This is a genomic window from Flavobacterium sp. UMI-01 (assembly GCF_019656315.1).
GTDB lineage: Bacteria > Bacteroidota > Bacteroidia > Flavobacteriales > Flavobacteriaceae > Flavobacterium.
The window spans coordinates 23,184-40,837 of sequence record NZ_BPLU01000038.1 but is presented as its reverse complement, the minus strand read 5'-3'; the positions used below and the strand labels follow the sequence as shown (position 1 = coordinate 40,837).

General features: G+C 34.1%; 15 protein-coding genes. 11 read left to right on the top strand and 4 right to left on the bottom strand.

All coding sequences use genetic code 11. The features are described from left to right. Positions 1-14: 14 nt before the first annotated feature. From K5R64_RS11020 to K5R64_RS11000, 5 genes are all read left to right on the top strand, one after another. A complete protein-coding gene (locus K5R64_RS11020; protein WP_220763475.1) occupies positions 15-1,103 on the top strand; it encodes an LptF/LptG family permease in 1,089 nt (362 codons plus the stop codon). Continuing rightward, positions 1,090-1,980, top strand: coding sequence for a DMT family transporter (locus K5R64_RS11015; RefSeq protein ID WP_220763474.1), 891 nt, complete (start codon positions 1,090-1,092; stop codon positions 1,978-1,980). Before K5R64_RS11020 ends, K5R64_RS11015 begins: the two co-directional genes overlap by 14 nt. Before the next feature lie 172 nt (positions 1,981-2,152). Beyond that, a complete protein-coding gene (locus tag K5R64_RS11010) occupies positions 2,153-3,106 on the top strand; it encodes an acetyl-CoA carboxylase carboxyltransferase subunit alpha (protein WP_220763473.1) in 954 nt (317 codons plus the stop codon). A gap of 140 nt (positions 3,107-3,246) precedes the next feature. Beyond that, positions 3,247-4,791 (top strand): replicative DNA helicase, encoded by a 1,545-nt coding sequence (gene dnaB, locus K5R64_RS11005; protein WP_220763472.1) that lies wholly within the window; start codon positions 3,247-3,249, stop codon positions 4,789-4,791. Between the two features lie 265 nt (positions 4,792-5,056). Continuing rightward, positions 5,057-6,319: an asparagine synthetase B gene (locus K5R64_RS11000; protein WP_220763470.1), complete on the top strand. Its 1,263-nt coding sequence runs from the start codon at positions 5,057-5,059 to the stop codon at positions 6,317-6,319. 123 nt (positions 6,320-6,442) lie between these two features. Here the strand turns inward: K5R64_RS11000 and K5R64_RS10995 are convergent, their stop codons facing one another. Beyond that, the gene (locus K5R64_RS10995; protein ID WP_220763468.1) at positions 6,443-7,513 is read right to left on the bottom strand and encodes a DUF3810 domain-containing protein; all 1,071 of its coding nucleotides are present in this window, start codon (positions 7,511-7,513) and stop codon (positions 6,443-6,445) included. Positions 7,514-7,811: 298 nt separating this feature from the next. Here K5R64_RS10995 and K5R64_RS10990 point away from each other — a divergent pair, with 298 nt between their 5' ends. Further along, the gene (locus K5R64_RS10990) at positions 7,812-9,158 is read left to right on the top strand and encodes a DEAD/DEAH box helicase (protein WP_220763466.1); all 1,347 of its coding nucleotides are present in this window, start codon (positions 7,812-7,814) and stop codon (positions 9,156-9,158) included. 39 nt (positions 9,159-9,197) lie between these two features. Here the strand turns inward: K5R64_RS10990 and K5R64_RS10985 are convergent, their stop codons facing one another. Together K5R64_RS10985 and K5R64_RS10980 are read right to left on the bottom strand one after the other, a co-directional pair. Beyond that, positions 9,198-9,491, bottom strand: coding sequence for a chaperone modulator CbpM (locus K5R64_RS10985; RefSeq protein ID WP_220763464.1), 294 nt, complete (start codon positions 9,489-9,491; stop codon positions 9,198-9,200). A gap of 5 nt (positions 9,492-9,496) precedes the next feature. Then, entirely contained in the window at positions 9,497-10,390 is an 894-nt protein-coding gene (locus tag K5R64_RS10980; protein WP_220763462.1) for a DnaJ C-terminal domain-containing protein, read from the bottom strand. 185 nt (positions 10,391-10,575) lie between these two features. On the opposite strand from K5R64_RS10980, the gene K5R64_RS10975 reads away from it, so the two are divergent. From K5R64_RS10975 to K5R64_RS10965, 3 genes are all read left to right on the top strand, one after another. After that, on the top strand, positions 10,576-12,108 hold the full coding sequence (locus K5R64_RS10975; RefSeq protein WP_220763460.1) for a SulP family inorganic anion transporter: 1,533 nt from the start codon (positions 10,576-10,578) through the stop codon (positions 12,106-12,108). Positions 12,109-12,219: 111 nt separating this feature from the next. Then, entirely contained in the window at positions 12,220-12,648 is a 429-nt protein-coding gene (locus K5R64_RS10970; RefSeq protein WP_220763459.1) for a hypothetical protein, read from the top strand. A gap of 14 nt (positions 12,649-12,662) precedes the next feature. Then, positions 12,663-13,514, top strand: coding sequence for an IS3 family transposase (locus tag K5R64_RS10965; RefSeq protein WP_220763456.1), 852 nt, complete (start codon positions 12,663-12,665; stop codon positions 13,512-13,514). A gap of 64 nt (positions 13,515-13,578) precedes the next feature. Here K5R64_RS10965 and K5R64_RS10960 read toward each other — a convergent pair whose 3' ends face one another. Then, a complete protein-coding gene (locus K5R64_RS10960) occupies positions 13,579-14,094 on the bottom strand; it encodes a DUF2892 domain-containing protein (RefSeq protein ID WP_220763454.1) in 516 nt (171 codons plus the stop codon). A gap of 300 nt (positions 14,095-14,394) precedes the next feature. Here K5R64_RS10960 and rpmH point away from each other — a divergent pair, with 300 nt between their 5' ends. Continuing rightward, positions 14,395-14,556 carry a 50S ribosomal protein L34 gene (rpmH, locus tag K5R64_RS10955; protein WP_026706823.1) on the top strand — a complete coding sequence of 54 codons (162 nt, stop codon included), beginning with the start codon at positions 14,395-14,397 and terminating at the stop codon, positions 14,554-14,556. 144 nt (positions 14,557-14,700) lie between these two features. Further along, on the top strand, positions 14,701-17,553 hold the full coding sequence (carB, locus tag K5R64_RS10950) for a carbamoyl-phosphate synthase large subunit (protein ID WP_220763452.1): 2,853 nt from the start codon (positions 14,701-14,703) through the stop codon (positions 17,551-17,553). Positions 17,554-17,654: the final 101 nt, after the last annotated feature.

Below are 17,654 nucleotides of genomic sequence, written 5' to 3'. Positions count from 1 at the left end.
TCTAACTTTAAAGTATGCTAACAATATTAGACAAATACATTTTAAAAAGATATCTGGCAACATTTATTACAATGTTGTTGATGTTTGTTCCTATTGGAATTATTGTTGATGTGTCTGAAAAGATCAATTACATGATTGAGAACGAAGTGCCGTTGCTCAAGATTGCAATTTATTATTATCATTTTACGATTTATTTTGCCAATGCTTTATTTCCGATATTTTTATTTTTATCGATTATTTGGTTTACTTCTAAGTTAGCCAATAATACCGAAATCATTGCTATATTAAGTTCTGGGATATCATTTACTCGTTTTTTAAGACCTTATATTATAGGTGCTGCTTTGGTCTCTGTTTTTGTATTGATTATGGGATTTTTTGTGGTTCCTGTTTCAAGTGAAGGTTTTAATAATTTTAGATATACTTATTTGAAACGAGGAGGTAAAGAACAAATGCGTGGTCTTACTACAGATGTGTATCGCCAGATTAACGATCATGAGTTTTTGTATGTTAATAGTTTTAATTCGTATTCAAAAACGGCTTTTAATTTTGCTTTAGAAAAATTTGATAAAGAAAAATTGGTTTCTAAAATTACTGCTAGCAGAATACAATGGAATCCTACAGATAGTACTTATACGATGTATGATTATACCAAAAGAACTGTTGGGGAATTGGGAGACAAAATTGAGAGAGCACCTGAAAAGAAAACTGTTTTTAGTTTTGATTTAGAAGATTTAACACCAGTAGTTTATATTGCGGAAACATTAACTTTGGATAAATTAAATAGTTTTATTGAGAAAGAAAGAGCGAGAGGTTCATCAAACATCAATACTTATTTGGTGGTTTTGTACAAGAAATATAGTGTTCCTGTTTCGGCTTTTATTTTGACAATTATTGCCGTTTCGGTTTCAGCGATGAAACGAAGAGGAGGGATGGGGATGAATCTAACCATTGGAATTGCCATTGCATTTGGATATGTCTTTTTTGATAAAGTTTTTGGTGTCATTGCTGAAAAAACTACTTTCTCCCCGTTTGTAGCCGTATGGTTTCCTAATTTTATCTTTGGAATTCTAGCTATTTATTTGTTGCGAAATGCTAAAAGATAATTTAAGTAGTTACCTTCATTTGCATTTTATTGTTTTTATCTGGGGATTTACCGCAATCCTTGGGGCTTTGATAAGCATTCCTGCTGATGAGATTGTTTGGTATCGAATGTTGATGGCTACATTGTTTTTAGCTTTTTATCTTTTTGGTACCAAAAAATCGTTCCAAATAGGACGTTCTGCATTAGGTAAGTTGACTTTGGTGGGTTTGCTTATTGCGCTACATTGGATTTTTTTCTTTCATGCGATTCATATTGCCAATGTATCCACAACCTTGGCTATTTTTTCCTTGGGAGCTTTTTTAGCCTCCTTAATGGAGCCTCTTCTTTACGGACGCAAAGTACTATGGTACGAAGTCATTTTAGGATTAATTATAATCGGGGCTTTGTCACTTATAATGCAGATGGAATTGCGTTATTTTGAAGGGATGCTGTATGCCTTATTGGCTATTTTTTTAGGTGTTTTATTTACCTTATTGAATGGAAAATTGATTCAAAAACATGATTCGGCACTAATAACATTTTATGAATTTCTAGCAGGTTTTTTGTTTATTAGCTGTTATTTTGTTTGGCAAAATAAATTTTCCGCGCGTTTTTTTACAGTTTCAACGACCAATTGGGAGTTGCTTTTCCTACTTTCATCGGTTTGTACTGCTTACGCATTTACCGCTTCTGTCAAAGTGATGAAGGCATTAAGTCCTTATACTGTGATGTTAACGACTAATTTGGAACCAGTTTACGGCATTTTACTAGCCTATTTCATACTTGGGGATAAAGAAAAAATGAGTGCTTCGTTTTATATTGCAGCAGTGGTGATTATCGTAGTTGTGATTTTGAATGGGATTTTGAAACACCAAATGAAATTAAAAAATAAGTTGTAAAAGTTGAAAAGATTTGATTTGTAAGGAATTAGGTTTTTAGGGATTCTTTAGCCTTGAATACTATAATTGATTGTATCTTTGTTATATTAGACTAAAATAAAAAAATAAGAAGGTGTAAACCATATAAAATTTTATATTTGCAATCCAAAATAAATTAAAACGCACAAATCCTATGGAATATTTAGATTTTGAGCTTCCAATAAAAGAATTAGAAGAGCAGTTAGAGAAGTGTCAAGTTATTGGGAAAGAGTCAGATGTTGATGTTAGTAATACTTGCAAGCAAATCAACAAAAAGCTTTTGGATACCAAAAAAGAAATCTACAAGAATTTGACCGCTTGGCAAAGAGTACAATTGTCTAGACATCCTAACAGGCCTTATACTTTGGACCACATCAAGGCAATTTGTGGAAGTACTTTCTTAGAACTTCATGGAGACAGAAGTTTTAAAGATGACAAAGCAATGATTGGTGGTTTAGGAAAAATAGGAGGACAATCTTTTATGATTGTAGGACAACAAAAAGGATATAACACCAAAACACGTCAGTATCGTAACTTTGGAATGGCTAATCCTGAAGGGTATAGAAAAGCATTGCGTTTGATGAAAATGGCTGAAAAGTTTGGAATCCCAGTTTTGACATTAATAGATACTCCAGGAGCGTATCCAGGTTTAGAAGCTGAAGAACGAGGACAAGGAGAAGCAATTGCAAGAAATATTTTTGAAATGGTTCGTTTGAAGGTGCCAATCATCACAGTTATTGTAGGTGAAGGTGCTTCGGGAGGTGCTTTAGGAATTGGTGTAGGAGATCGCGTCTATATGTTGGAAAACACATGGTATTCAGTAATTTCACCAGAATCATGTTCTTCTATCCTATGGAAAAGCTGGGAATACAAAGAGAAAGCTGCAGAAGCTTTAAAATTGACATCGGCTGACATGAAAAAACAAAAATTGGTTGATGATATCATTCCAGAACCTTTAGGAGGAGCTCATTACGATAGAGAAACCACTTTTAAAACAGTAGAAGAATATATTTTAAAAGGATATAATGAATTAAAAGATTTATCAACAGAAGAGTTAATCGCTCAAAGAATGGATAAATACAGTAAAATGGGTGAGTTTAAAGAGTAAAAACTTACTTTTGTAAAATCAATCCGAAGCCTTACGTTTCGGATTTTTTTTTTGGTTATAAACAAAAAATGAGAAGTTGTAAACATTAATTTGTAATAACTAAATTCGATTAATTTTGTAATTTAAGTTACTTTCGTGTCATGGAAAATTTTAAAAATATAAACCCCGTTAAAGTCGATAAATCGACGATAATAAGTCTGGAAAAAGGGAAGTTACCACCGCAAGTAATAGAGCTTGAGGAGGCAGTATTGGGTGCTATGATGATTGATAAAAAGGGAGTAGATGATGTAATTGACATTTTACAACCTGATGCGTTTTATAAAGAAGCACACCGACATATTTTTGAAGCTATCGTTCAGTTGTTTACTGAAACACAACCTATCGATTTGTTGACTGTTTCGGCTCAATTGAAAAAAAACGGCAAATTAGATTTAGCTGGAGGTGACTTTTATTTGATTCAATTAACACAAAAAATTTCGTCTTCGGCACATATTGAATTCCACTCTCGAATTATCCTTCAAAAATACATCCAGCGTAGTCTGATTCGGATTTCCTCAGAAATAATTGAGGATTCTTATGACGAAACGACAGATGTATTTGAATTGTTGGACAAAGCCGAATCCAAGCTTTACGAAGTTACTCAAGGAAATATCAAACGTAGTTCCGAAACGGCACAAAGCTTAGTACTTCAAGCCAAAAAGAAAATTGAAGAAATCAGTAAGCAAGAAGGATTGAGTGGTGTGGAAACGGGTTTTACAAATTTAGACAAATTAACCTCAGGTTGGCAACCCTCTGATTTAATTATTATTGCTGCGAGACCTGCGATGGGAAAAACAGCTTTCGTCCTTTCGATGGCTCGAAATATGGCCATAGATTATGGACATCCAGTAGCACTTTTTTCATTAGAGATGGCATCCGTTCAGTTGATTACTCGTTTGATTTCCTCTGAAACAGGGTTGTCTTCAGAAAAATTACGTACAGGAAAATTGGAACCTCATGAATGGACGATGTTGAGTACAAAGGTGAAAAATCTCGAGAAAGCGCCGCTTTTTATTGATGATACTCCTTCATTATCCATTTTTGATTTACGTGCAAAAGCCAGACGTTTGGTATCCCAACACGGAATCAAAATTATTATTATCGATTATTTGCAGTTGATGACAGCAGGTGGGAATGCTAAAGGTGGTGGAAATCGAGAACAAGAGATTTCGACCATTTCCCGAAACTTAAAAGCCTTGGCAAAAGAACTTAACGTCCCTGTAATTGCCTTGTCTCAGTTATCGCGTGCGGTGGAAACCCGTGGCTCTAGTAAACGTCCTTTGCTTTCTGACCTTCGTGAATCTGGAGCAATTGAGCAAGATGCGGATATCGTATCATTTTTATATCGTCCTGAATATTATAAAATTGAGGAATGGGATGATGATGAGGCTTCGCCAACAGCAGGACAAGCGGAGATTATGATTGCCAAACATCGTAATGGTGGTATCGAAAACGTTCGTTTGAAATTCTTAGGTCACTTAGGTAAATTTGATAATTTAGATGATTTCAGTGGTAACTATGACGATTTGCCTTCATCCATGAATCAAGATGATAATCCGTTTATTACTAAAAATCTTCCTTCGGCTAATGAGGCTTTTGGTAGTACTTTTAATGATGACGATGATGATAGTGATATGCCTTTTTAATTTACCCCTTCGTTAGCATATATAAAGACACTATAGATTTGTGTTGGAACCAAAAATAACCGCAAATTCGCAATTTTTTGAATATAAATTCAACTAATTGGAATGTTTAGTTGCCCCTATTCTGTTTAAAGTGGGGTGTTAAATTCAATTTTTCAAAAAAATCTGTGAATCTGCGGTAAAAAGTATGTCTCCTTGAGAAGGATACTTCATTCCTAAAATTTATTACAATAGAAAAAACTGTTATCTTTGAGTAAAAAAGTTTACAATGGTTTTTAAAAAACTATTCCTTTTAGGATTTCTATTGATTACATTTTCGCTAAAAGCAGCTTTTATTTTGTTGCCAATGGATGAAAATACGCAAAAAAATCACCTCAAAGCCTATGGAATTACTTTTTGGTCTTTGGACAAAAAATACAAAGCCAGTTGGTTACTCAATTACCGTGGCGGTTCTTTTTTACTTCCTGACGCTCCTGAAATTCGCAAAGAATGTCAAATTCGAGGCGTGAGTTTTGAGGTGTTATCGGATGCTGAAACCAATAGTATTTTAAACGAAATTGCCAGCCCTTCTCAAAATATGGAAACGGTGGTGCTCGAAAAAGCGCCTAAAATTGCTGTTTATACTCCTAAAGGGAAACAACCTTGGGATGATGCGGTAACGCTGGTTTTAACCTATGCTGAAATTCCTTTTACTCCTATTTATGACGAAGAAGTGTTGAGTGACCAACTACTTTTGTACGATTGGTTGCACTTGCATCATGAAGATTTTACTGGGCAATATGGTAAATTTTATGGCGCTTATAAGAGTACACCTTGGTATATTGAACAAAAAAAATCGGCAGAAACATTAGCGAGCCAACTGGGTTATGCAAAGGTTTCCCAGGAAAAAGGAGCTGTAGCAAAAAAAATTAGAGATTTTGTAATTGGGGGTGGATTTATGTTTGCGATGTGTTCTGCAACGGATAGTTTTGATATTGCTTTGGCAGCTGATGGCTTGGATATCTGTGAGCCCATGTTTGATGGAGATCCTTCAGAAGCTAATTACCAATCTAAATTAAATTATTTGAATTCATTTGCATTTAAGGATTTTACATTAGAGAGAAGACCTGAACGATATGAGTTTTCAGATATTGATATGACTGAAAAACGAAGAATTCCTATGGATAAAGATTATTTTACGCTAATGGAATTTTCTGCCAAATGGGATCCTATTCCAAGTATGTTGTGTCAAAATCATACTCAATTAGTAAAAGGTTTTATGGGACAAACTACTTCTTTTGATTCGAGTTTAATTAAATCAAACGTATTGGTGATGGGAACCTGTGAATGGAATGGTGAAGCCCGTTACATTCATGGGGAAAAAGGTAAAGGAATGTTCACCTTCTTTGGAGGTCATGACCCTGAAGATTATCAGCATCAGGTAGGAGATGCGCCTACCGTTTTGGATTTGCATCCTCAATCTCCTGGATATCGATTGATTTTGAATAATGTATTGTTTCCTGCTGCAAGGAAAAAGAAATTAAAAACCTAAACATGTTTTTGTTGAAAAAAGGAATTGGTTCAATTTGAAAGATATTTTAATGGATTTAATATATTGATTTTTAGTACTTTGTAGTTTTTTATTAAAAGTTTTTACAGTAGTTGGTGGATGGTTTTACAAACGCAATAAATGGGTTTTATTTTCATAATCGAGTAACAAATTTAAGAACTTACTATAGCTGTTCATTCCTTCGGTTTGTTGGTTTGCTTTTAAAAATTGATCATAAAAAACATGAAAAGCAGTTTCAATAGGACTTTCGTACTTTTTCCAAAAATTCTCGCTCTCTTGATAATTCTGTAACACTCCTGGATGAATAGTTTTCAATAACGATTCCAATGTTTTTTTATCTCGCATTTGCCAGTTTCCAAGACAATAACGCAATGCAAAACTGTAACCTGAATATTGAAAATAAAGGTTGGGATGTTGCGTAGCAGCTAATACTCCTATGAAATTACATTCGCTTTCACTGGCGTACCCAATTTGATGTGCCATTTCGTGTACTGTAACAATGGGAAATTGATACATGGGGATAAGGTCATTGACTTGTGCTTCATTGGTAAACGGATTTAGGTATCCGCTAAATCCCATATAGGTCAAAGGCAAGCTGATTAACGATTTTTTGATGCTGAGGTGGTTATAAGTAAAAAAAGGATGCGTTTTAGCTAGTTGTTTGTATCCCTCTAAACTCATTTGGAAAACACGCTCTTGTGAATATGGAAAGGACACTTTTATGCTGTCGTTATGGGTGATTTGGTGCTGAATTGCATTGGTTTTTGTAATGAGTTTTTGAGTAAAAAGTAATAATTCTGAGTTTGTATAATCTCGCTGGAGTTGCATTTTTTCGAATAAAGGTTCTCTGTAATAATTGAATCCCCATAATACATGAAAAACAAAATAGAAAATAGATAAGAAGCGTACTATAGCTAATAGATTTTGTTTCTTGTGGGTTTTCCATGTTTTTCTTTGTTGCCAAAACCATCCGAAAATAAAAAAGAGTATTCCTCCATAAAGGCAATCGCCTAAAGAAATGGAGAGGTTTCCTAAATTTGTTCGGAGGATTTTTGAGCTAATGACATAAAAGGAATTGGAATAATATTTTTCGACCCACTCAGGATAAAACGACAATAGTTTTAAAAAAAGAATTTGGAGGATTAAAAAAATGAGATAAAAATATTTTGATTTCACGAAGCTAATATGATTTTGAAAAGGAATTAATATGGATTTTAAAACAGTATTGGTACAGTAGGTTGTCTATGTCAAGAATGAACGTTTGATGAGCAGTTGTTTTTGACTCAATTAAAAAGCATTATTTTTTTAACCTTCAAATATATTCAAATTTACACTTTTCTAAAGGATATGAAGTGATTTAACATTATGAATAACGGCTTTCTGTCTTGTTTCATGAACTAAGGAGCAAGGGCTTGTTTGTTTTAAACATCTTTAACTGCTAATAATTTTAGCTACCTTTGCCCAAATTAGAAAAATGAATCCAAAACATCTTCCTCAAAATATCTTAAAAAAATTAGGTATTTCTCAACTGAATCCTATGCAAGAAATGGCACAAGAAGTCATTTTAAATGATAGTAATACCTTGTTATTGTCCCCAACAGGTTCAGGAAAAACAATCGCTTTTTTATTGCCTTTGTTGGAATTGTTACAACCTGAAATACTCTCAGTACAATGTTTGATTCTTGTTCCGTCTCGTGAATTAGGACTGCAAATTGAACAAGTATGGAAAAAAATGGGTACAGATTACAAAGTCAATATCTGTTATGGAGGTCATGCTATTGATACCGAAATTAAAAATTTAAGTAATCCACCTGCCGTTTTGATAGGAACTCCAGGTAGAATTGCTGATCATATTGAAAGAGGGACTTTTAGACTAGATAAAATTCAGACATTGATTTTGGATGAGTTCGACAAGTCTTTACAATTAGGATTTCATGAGCAAATGGCCTATATTATTGGGAAGTTAAGTAAGTTAAATAAAAGGGTATTGGTTTCAGCTACTTCAGATATTGAAATTCCAAAATACACAAGGGTAGTTAATCCCACGATTTTAGATTTTATCCCTAGTAATGAGGAAACTCAAGATAATTTACAGCTGCGAATGGTGGTTTCGAAAGAAAGGGATAAGGTTGGTACTTTGTATCAATTAATTTGTTCTTTAAAATCAGAAGCAGCAATTGTTTTTTGTAATCATCGTGATGCAGCCGAGCGTATTAGTGATACCTTGAATGCAAAAGGAATATACGCTACGTATTACCATGGAGGTATGGATCAGGACGAGCGTGAGCGTGCTTTGATTCAGTTTCGCAATGGCAGCATGAGTTATTTGATTACAACCGATTTGGCAGCGCGTGGTTTGGATATACCGGAAATGAATCATGTCATTCATTACCATTTGCCATTAAAAGAAGATGAGTTCATTCATCGTAACGGACGTACGGCACGTATGTTGGCTAGTGGTACGGCTTACATTATTGTTCATGAAAATGAAAAAAAACTGGACTATCTCGATTATACAATTCCTGTACTAGAGCTTTCAGAGGCTAAAAGTGTTCCTAAACCACCACAGTTTCAAACTATTTATATTAGTGGAGGAAAGAAAAATAAATTAAACAAAATTGATATTGTAGGTTTCTTTTCTCAAAAAGGGAAACTGGAAAAAAATGATTTGGGGTTGATTGAAGTTAAAGATTTTATTTCATTTGCAGCGGTTAAATATGGAAAGGTGAAAGACTTATTGTACAATATCAAAGACGAGAAGATGAAAGGGAAAAAATATAAAATTGAAGTCGCTAGAAAGGTTGTCAAGAAAGAAGAATAAATACTCTTTACAGGTGTAATTACGATTTGCTACCGTATTTTAGTTTTCGTACAGTCTGAGACGGTTGCGTACGGCTTGTAATTCGGTTTTTAAAGCATCGATTTTTTGAAGTAAATTTAATACGACATCAATTCCTTCAATGTTTACCTCTAAATCCTGATGCATTCGGATGATTTTTTCAATTTCGTGTAATGAATCTTGATGAATGTATTGAGTGTGTTCGATTTCTTCGATATCAATCAAACCATTTTCATTCAAATTGTAGAAAAAGGACAAAGTTACTTTGTAATGTGTACATAAAGTATTAAGCGGAATGAAGTTTTCAGTACTCATGATGTTTAGGTTTTTGATAGCGCTGTGAATAATTCAATTTGTTTTTGGGTTAGGTTTTTAGGAATAATGATATGGTACGTTATGATTAAATCTCCAAATGCACCTTCTTTTTTATATTTAGGAAATCCTTTTCCTTTTAATTTGATTTGTGTTCCGTTTTGAGTACCTGGTGTTACTTTAATTTTGGCTTTACCATCAAATGTGGGAATAGTAATTTCGCCTCCCAAAACTGCGGTATATAAGTCTAAATCAATGGTGTGTAATAAATTTTCTTTGTCTCGTTTGAAAGTGGTGTTGTTTGTGATTTGAAATGTGATGTATAAATCACCTTTAGGACCGCCTTTGTATCCATCGCCGCCATGACCTGAAATTTTTATAACTTGTCCATCTTCGACCCCCGCTGGGATAGTCAGGCGGATGTTTTTCCCATTTACAGTAAGAGTTCTTTTGTGTGTTTTGTAAACATCATGTAGGTTCAATTGCAATTCGGCATTAAAATCTTGTCCTTTAAAAGCTGCTTGTCGACCTTGTTGTCGACTCGAAAATTGATTGCCAAAAACGGATTCAAAAAAATCTGAAAAATCTTGATTGCCCGATTGAAAATCTCCGTAGCTGCCAGCTTGATGTGTCTGCTGTTGTTTTTGTTGTTGTTGGTACTTTTCAAATTCTTCAGAATGTTGCCAGTTTTCCCCATATTGGTCGTATTTCTTTCGGTTATTTGGGTTTCCTAAAACTTCATTGGCCTCGTTGATTTCTTTGAATTTTCTTTCTGCTTCTTTGTCGTTTGGATTAAGATCAGGATGGTATTTTCGAGCTAATTTTCGATAGGCTTTTTTAATTTCAGCTTCAGTGGCATTTTTATCAACTTCTAATATTTTGTAATAATCTATAAATGGCATAGCTATTCTTTTTTGTGTTTAGAATTTGAATCAGGTGTCTCTCAAATTTACGAAAAAAAAAGTAAATCACGGAGGTTGTTCCTTAGTCTGATTTAGATTTAATTTTTATCCCAATTAAAAAAAAGTACCTTTGCGCTTCTTTTATAAATTAGGATTGAAATAAATTTTCAATTAAAAAATTATCCATGAAACAATATTTTAATTTATTTGATTTCACTCAAAAAGTGAATTACAAAACTGAAATTTTAGCTGGACTGACCGTGGCAATGACCATGATTCCAGAATCTTTATCATTTGCTATTTTAGCTGGTTTTCCTCCATTAGTGGGATTGTATGCCGCTTTTATTATGGGATTGGTAACAGCTATTTTTGGAGGACGTCCTGGGTTAATTTCAGGTGGAGCAGGAGCAACGGTGATTGTTTTGATTGCTTTGATGAAATCACATGGGTTAGAATATGTATTTGCGGCTGTTGCTTTGGCAGGAATACTACAAATTTTGGTAGGTGTATTTAAATTGGGGAAATTTATTCGATTAGTGCCACAGCCAGTAATGTATGGTTTTGTAAACGGATTGGCGATAATTATTTTTATGTCACAGCTAGAGCAGTTTAAAACGGTTGTCAATGGTGAAACGGTTTGGTTGTCAGGAACGCCCATGTATATCATGGCGGGATTAGTAGCATTGACTATAGGGATAGTTGTGCTTTTGCCAAGATTTACTAAAGCTATTCCAGCTTCATTAGTGGCTATTTTGGTTGTTTTTGGATTGGTACTAGGATTGGGAATAGAAACAAAAACAGTGGCTGATATTGCATCCGTTAGTGGGGGATTACCTCCATTTCACGTTCCTCAAATTGATTGGAGTTTAGAAACCTTGCAACTCATTTTTCCCTATGCTTTAATTATGGGGTCGGTGGGATTAACGGAAGGGTTGTTGACGTTGAATCTAGTTGATGAAATTACAGGAACAAAAGGAAGTGGAAACCGCGAATGTGTTGCTCAAGGGGGGGCAAATTTATTAAACGGATTTTTCTTTGGAATGGGTGGGTGTCCTATGATTGCCCAAACATTAGTGAATTTATCTGCTGGTTCTAGAGCAAGATTATCTGGGATTGTGGCTGCATTGACCATTTTGTTGATAGTATTAGTAGGTGCGCCAGTGATTGAGCAATTGCCTATGGCGGCTTTGGTGGGGGTAATGATTATGGTAGCAATTGGAACTTTTGAGTGGATAAGTTTCCGAATTATTAATAAAATGCCAAAGCAAGATATTTTTGTGGGGGTACTGGTGGCTGTCATTACGATTTTGCTTCATAATTTAGCTTTAGCGGTTTTAATAGGGGTGATTATTTCGGCTTTGGTTTTTGCTTGGGAAAGTGCAAAGCGCATTCGAGCTAGAAAGTTTATTGATGAAAATGGGGTAAAGCATTACGAGATTTATGGGCCGCTTTTCTTTGCTTCAACTACGGCATTTTTAGAAAAATTTGATATAGTTAATGATCCAAAAGAGGTTATCATTGATTTTAGAGATAGTAAAATTACCGATATGAGTGCAATTGATACACTTAATAAGTTAACAGAGCGTTACGCAAGAGTGGGGAAAAAAGTGCATTTGCGTCACCTTAGCGCTGATTGCTTGCAGTTATTGCATAATGCTAACGAAATTATTGATGTGAATATTATGGAAGACCCAACATACAAAGTGGTCGTAGATTAATCTCTTTCAAGTATAAAAATAAAAGAAGCCGTCTTAATATGGAAATTAAGACGGCTTCTTTTATTTAAAAAATGTCCCGTCCTGAAATAACGATACACAAAAACAATCGTTATGGAAGGAAAATCAAATTATGTAAAACGAAGTCAACGAGATTATAGTTTGTCGTTAAAACTTCAAATTGTTAGTGAAATCGAAAAAGGATTTACAACCGTTACTCAAGCCAGAAAACAGTACGGTATTCAAAGTCACGCAACTGTTCTAAATTGGTTAAGAAAATTTGGTAACTTTGATTGGGAAAACCAAACCCCTTCAACTATGCCAAAGTCACCAGAACAAAAGATATTGGAGCTTGAAGCCAAAGTAAAACTTCTAGAGAAGCAGAAATCATTTTTGGAACAACAAGCTTTTGTTTCCGATAAGAAGGCTATCATTTTCGACATGATGATAGATATTGCTGAAAAAGAATATCAAATCGATATACGAAAAAACTCCTCACCCGAACAATCGACCATTTTAGACAAAAAGAACAACAAACATTAATGTTTGCCTGTTATTTGTTCGGGGTAGACAGACAGGTTTATTATCGGAAAATTAAAAGAAAAACTAAAAAGCAAGCTAAAGCTACCGAGGTAATTTCCATGGTTCTTGAAGTCAGAAAATCAATGCCTAGGCTTGGAACTAAAAAGACCTATCATATTTTATTGAAAGAACTTCAATTGATGAAGATTGGAAGGGATAAGTTATTCGACATTCTCAGAGCTAATCATTTATTGATTCAACCAAAACGGTCTTATCACATAACAACTAATTCTCATCATCGATTTAGAAAACACCAAAACCATATCCTCGAATTAGAGATTAACAGACCAGAGCAAGTCTGGGTATCCGATATAACTTATATTGGAAAAAGAGAAAAACCATGCTATTTAAGTATTGTTACAGATGCTTATTCTAAAAAAGTTATGGGATATAATGTTTCTGATAATATGAATGTGCAAAGTAGTGTCGTTGCACTTAAAATGGCTGTTAATCAAAGGAAAAACAAGTCAATACCATTAATACATCACTCTGATAGAGGTTTGCAGTACTGTGCAAATGACTATCAAAGTATTTTGAATAAAAACGGAATACTTCCTAGTATGACGCAAAACTCTGATCCATATGAAAATGCAGTGGCTGAAAGAATAAACGGTATATTAAAACAAGAATTTATGATTGATAAATACAATCTGGATTTAAGCCTTATGAAACAAATTGTCAAAGAATCGATTAATATTTATAACACTCAACGCCCTCATTATTCCAATTATATGCTTACGCCTAAAAAAATGCATGAACAAAATCAAATTAAAATGAGAACTTATAAAACAAAAAACAGTAATAAACCGGAGCTTATTACTGTTTAGAAATTGTACTTTTATTTTTTTATTAATCCTGTATCACTTTTTCAGGACTAGACAAAAAAACGGATTATATTTTTTTCATTTGTTCTTTCATCATCGCAATTTGTTCTTTTAGCATGCCTTGTTTGTCTAGCTTTTTTACTTCATTGATGAGGTTAGTTGCTTCCAATTTTCTTCGTCTTGACATAGCAACACCTGCTAGATTTAATTTGGCTACCGCTAAATCCATATCCATCGAAAGGCCTAATTCAATGGCTTTTTTAAAATGTTTCTCGGCTTGAACTAAATTAGTTTGAGAAAGCATGATACCGTGTAAGTAATTAAAATAACCTTGTTGCTTTTTTACCAAAGCCCCTTCAGGGTTTTTTATGTAGGAAAGCCATTTTGTAGCACCAGCAAAGTCTTGTTTTCTAAGTTTTAAAAAGGCAAGTAAAATGAATTCATTTTTAAAATAAAGGAAAATTGGGATTAAACTTAATAAGATTAGGAATATTCCGTTACCAATATTATTTTCTGTAAATTGCCAAACGCTAGTGATTAAGATGGCACCAGCAAGGATTAGTTTGATATTTTTGTGAAACATAAATTTTGTTTGTTTTTAAGTTCGCAAAGATAGTAAAATGAATAGCATAGTCACAATACAAAAAGTCAAATCTGGAAATAGGTTGATTTTGAGTGATTTGTGTGTTTCTTGGGCTGGAGTTTAGCTTAGGAGCCAAGTCTAATTGAATGATTAAAAGAGTGAGTAGCAGCGGGTTTTAACATTATTGAAATATTTTTCTAAAACTACTTGCTAAAAAAAAAAGTCTTTGTATATTTGCACTCGGTTTCGAAAGAACATAGAGTTAAGATAAATAAATAAGATTTTTAAAGATACAAAGCAATGAGTAAAAGAACGTTTCAACCATCGAAAAGAAAAAGAAGAAATAAGCACGGATTTATGGACAGAATGGCTTCTGCGAATGGAAGAAAAGTTCTTGCACGTAGAAGAGCTAAAGGAAGACATAAATTGACTGTTTCTTGTGACCCAAGACACAAAAAATAATGTTTTAATAAACATAAATAAGGCGTTACTTTTTTTAGTATCGCCTTTTTTTATACCTAGTCGGATTATACTTAAAGAACTTGTTTATCTTTAAGGAATTAGCTTAAAAAATCACTTGTAGAATTACACCTTAATTATATAAAAATGCCGAAAGACACATCAATTAAATCAGTTTTAATAATAGGTTCAGGTCCAATCGTTATTGGTCAAGCTTGTGAATTTGATTATGCAGGATCGCAATCTGCACGATCTATTCGTGAAGAAGGGATAGAAGTTATTTTGATTAACTCGAATCCTGCGACAATTATGACCGACCCTTCTATGGCGGACCATATTTATTTGAAACCTTTGACAACAAAATCTATTATTGAAATTCTTAAAGAGCATCCTCAAATCGATGCTGTATTGCCTACCATGGGAGGACAAACAGCACTGAACTTGTGTTTGGAGGCTGATGAAAAAGGAATCTGGAATGATTTTGGAGTAAGAATGATTGGGGTTGATGTAAATGCCATTAACATTACTGAAGACAGAGACCAGTTTAAAGCACTTCTAAAAAAAATCAACGTACCTACAGCACCTGCTGAAATTTGTACATCTTATTTAAGAGGAAAAGAAATTGCTCAAGAATTTGGTTTTCCATTAGTAATTCGTCCTTCTTTTACCCTAGGAGGAACAGGAGCTTCTATCGTGTACAAACCAGAAGATTTTGACAGATTATTGACACAAGGTCTAGAAGCATCTCCTATCCACGAAGTATTGATTGACAAGGCTTTGATGGGATGGAAAGAATATGAGTTAGAACTTTTAAGAGATAAGAATGACAATGTGGTAATTATCTGTTCTATCGAAAATATGGACCCTATGGGAATTCATACTGGAGATTCGATTACCGTTGCGCCAGCAATGACATTGTCAGATACAACGTTCCAAAAATTACGTGATTATGCTATCTTGATGATGCGTAGTATTGGAAATTTTGCTGGAGGTTGTAACGTGCAATTCGCAGTATCACCAGACGAAAAAGAAGATATCGTAGCAATTGAAATCAATCCTCGTGTATCTCGTTCTTCTGCATTGGCTTCTAAAGCTACTGGATATCCAATTGCTAAAATTGCATCTAAATTAGCTTTAGGATATAACTTAGATGAATTGCAAAACCAAATTACAAAATCGACTTCGGCTTTATTCGAGCCTACGCTTGATTATGTAATCGTAAAAATCCCACGTTGGAACTTTGACAAATTTGAAGGTTCTGATAGAACTTTAGGACTTCAAATGAAATCAGTAGGTGAGGTAATGGGTATTGGACGTTCGTTCCAAGAAGCTTTACATAAAGCAACTCAATCCTTAGAAATCAAACGTAACGGTTTAGGTGCTGATGGAAAAGGATACACTAACTATGAGCAAATAATCGAAAAACTAACTTATGCAAGTTGGGATCGCGTATTTGTGATATACGATGCCATTGCTATGGGTATTCCATTGAGTCGTATTTATGAAATCACAAAAATTGACATGTGGTTCTTGAAACAATACGAACAGTTGTTTATTTTAGAAAAAGAAATTGCCAAATATACTGTTGATACTTTACCAAAGGAGTTGTTGTTAGAAGCGAAACAAAAAGGTTTTGCCGACAGACAAATCGCTCACATGATGAGTTGTTTGGAAAGTGAAGTGCATACTTTACGTATGAAGATGAACATCAATCGTGTGTTTAAATTGGTAGATACTTGTGCGGCTGAGTTTAAAGCAAAAACACCTTACTACTATTCTACTTTTGAAGCCGAAATTGAAAACGCCAACGGAGAACGTTATGTAGATAACGAAAGTGTTGTAACTGATAGAAAGAAAATCATTGTATTGGGTTCAGGACCTAACCGTATTGGTCAAGGAATTGAGTTTGATTACTCTTGTGTGCACGGAGTTTTGGCTGCTAAAGAGTGTGGATATGAAACCATCATGATCAACTGTAACCCTGAAACGGTATCAACCGACTTTGATACGGCAGATAAATTATACTTCGAACCAGTTTTCTGGGAACATATTTACGACATTATCCAACACGAAAAACCAGAAGGTGTAATCGTGCAATTAGGAGGACAAACAGCACTTAAATTGGCTGAAAAACTGTCTAAATATGGTGTGAAAATCATCGGAACCAGCTTTGATGCATTGGACTTAGCGGAAGATAGAGGACGTTTCTCAGACTTATTGACTGAGTTAAAAATTCCTTTCCCAAAATTTGGAATCGCAGAAAGCGCTGAAGAAGCTTCAATATTAGCAGATTCATTAGACTTTCCATTATTAGTACGTCCTTCGTATGTATTAGGTGGACAAGGAATGAAGATTGTAATTAACAAGCAAGAACTTGAAGAGCATGTAATTGATTTGTTAAAATCTATTCCGGGTAATAAATTACTATTAGACCACTATCTTGATGGTGCTATTGAAGCAGAAGCAGATGCAATTTGTGATGGTGAAAATGTGTACATCATCGGGATAATGGAGCATATCGAACCTTGTGGAGTACACTCTGGTGATAGTAATGCAACTTTGCCTCCTTTCAACTTAGGAGAATTTGTAATGCAACAAATAAAAGACCATACATTCAAAATTGCTAAAGCATTGAAAACAGTTGGTTTAATCAACATTCAGTTTGCAATCAAAGACGATACAGTATATATCATCGAAGCCAATCCAAGAGCTTCTCGTACTGTACCATTTATTGCTAAAGCGTATGGTGAGCCTTATGTAAACTATGCTACTAAAGTAATGCTAGGACATAATAAAGTAACTGATTTTGATTTCAACCCTCAATTAAATGGATATGCAATCAAACAACCAGTATTCTCTTTCAGTAAATTCCCGAATGTAAACAAAGCATTAGGACCTGAAATGAAATCAACTGGTGAAAGTATCTTGTTTATTGATGACTTAAAAGATGATGCTTTCTACGAATTGTACTCAAGAAGAAAAATGTATTTGAGTAAATAAATTCAAACGCTATAAAATGAGAATAGGCTGTCCGATAAAGACAGCCTATTTTTTTTTTTTTTGAAATTATTTTTTTTCAAGCAGTTATAATAGAATTGAAA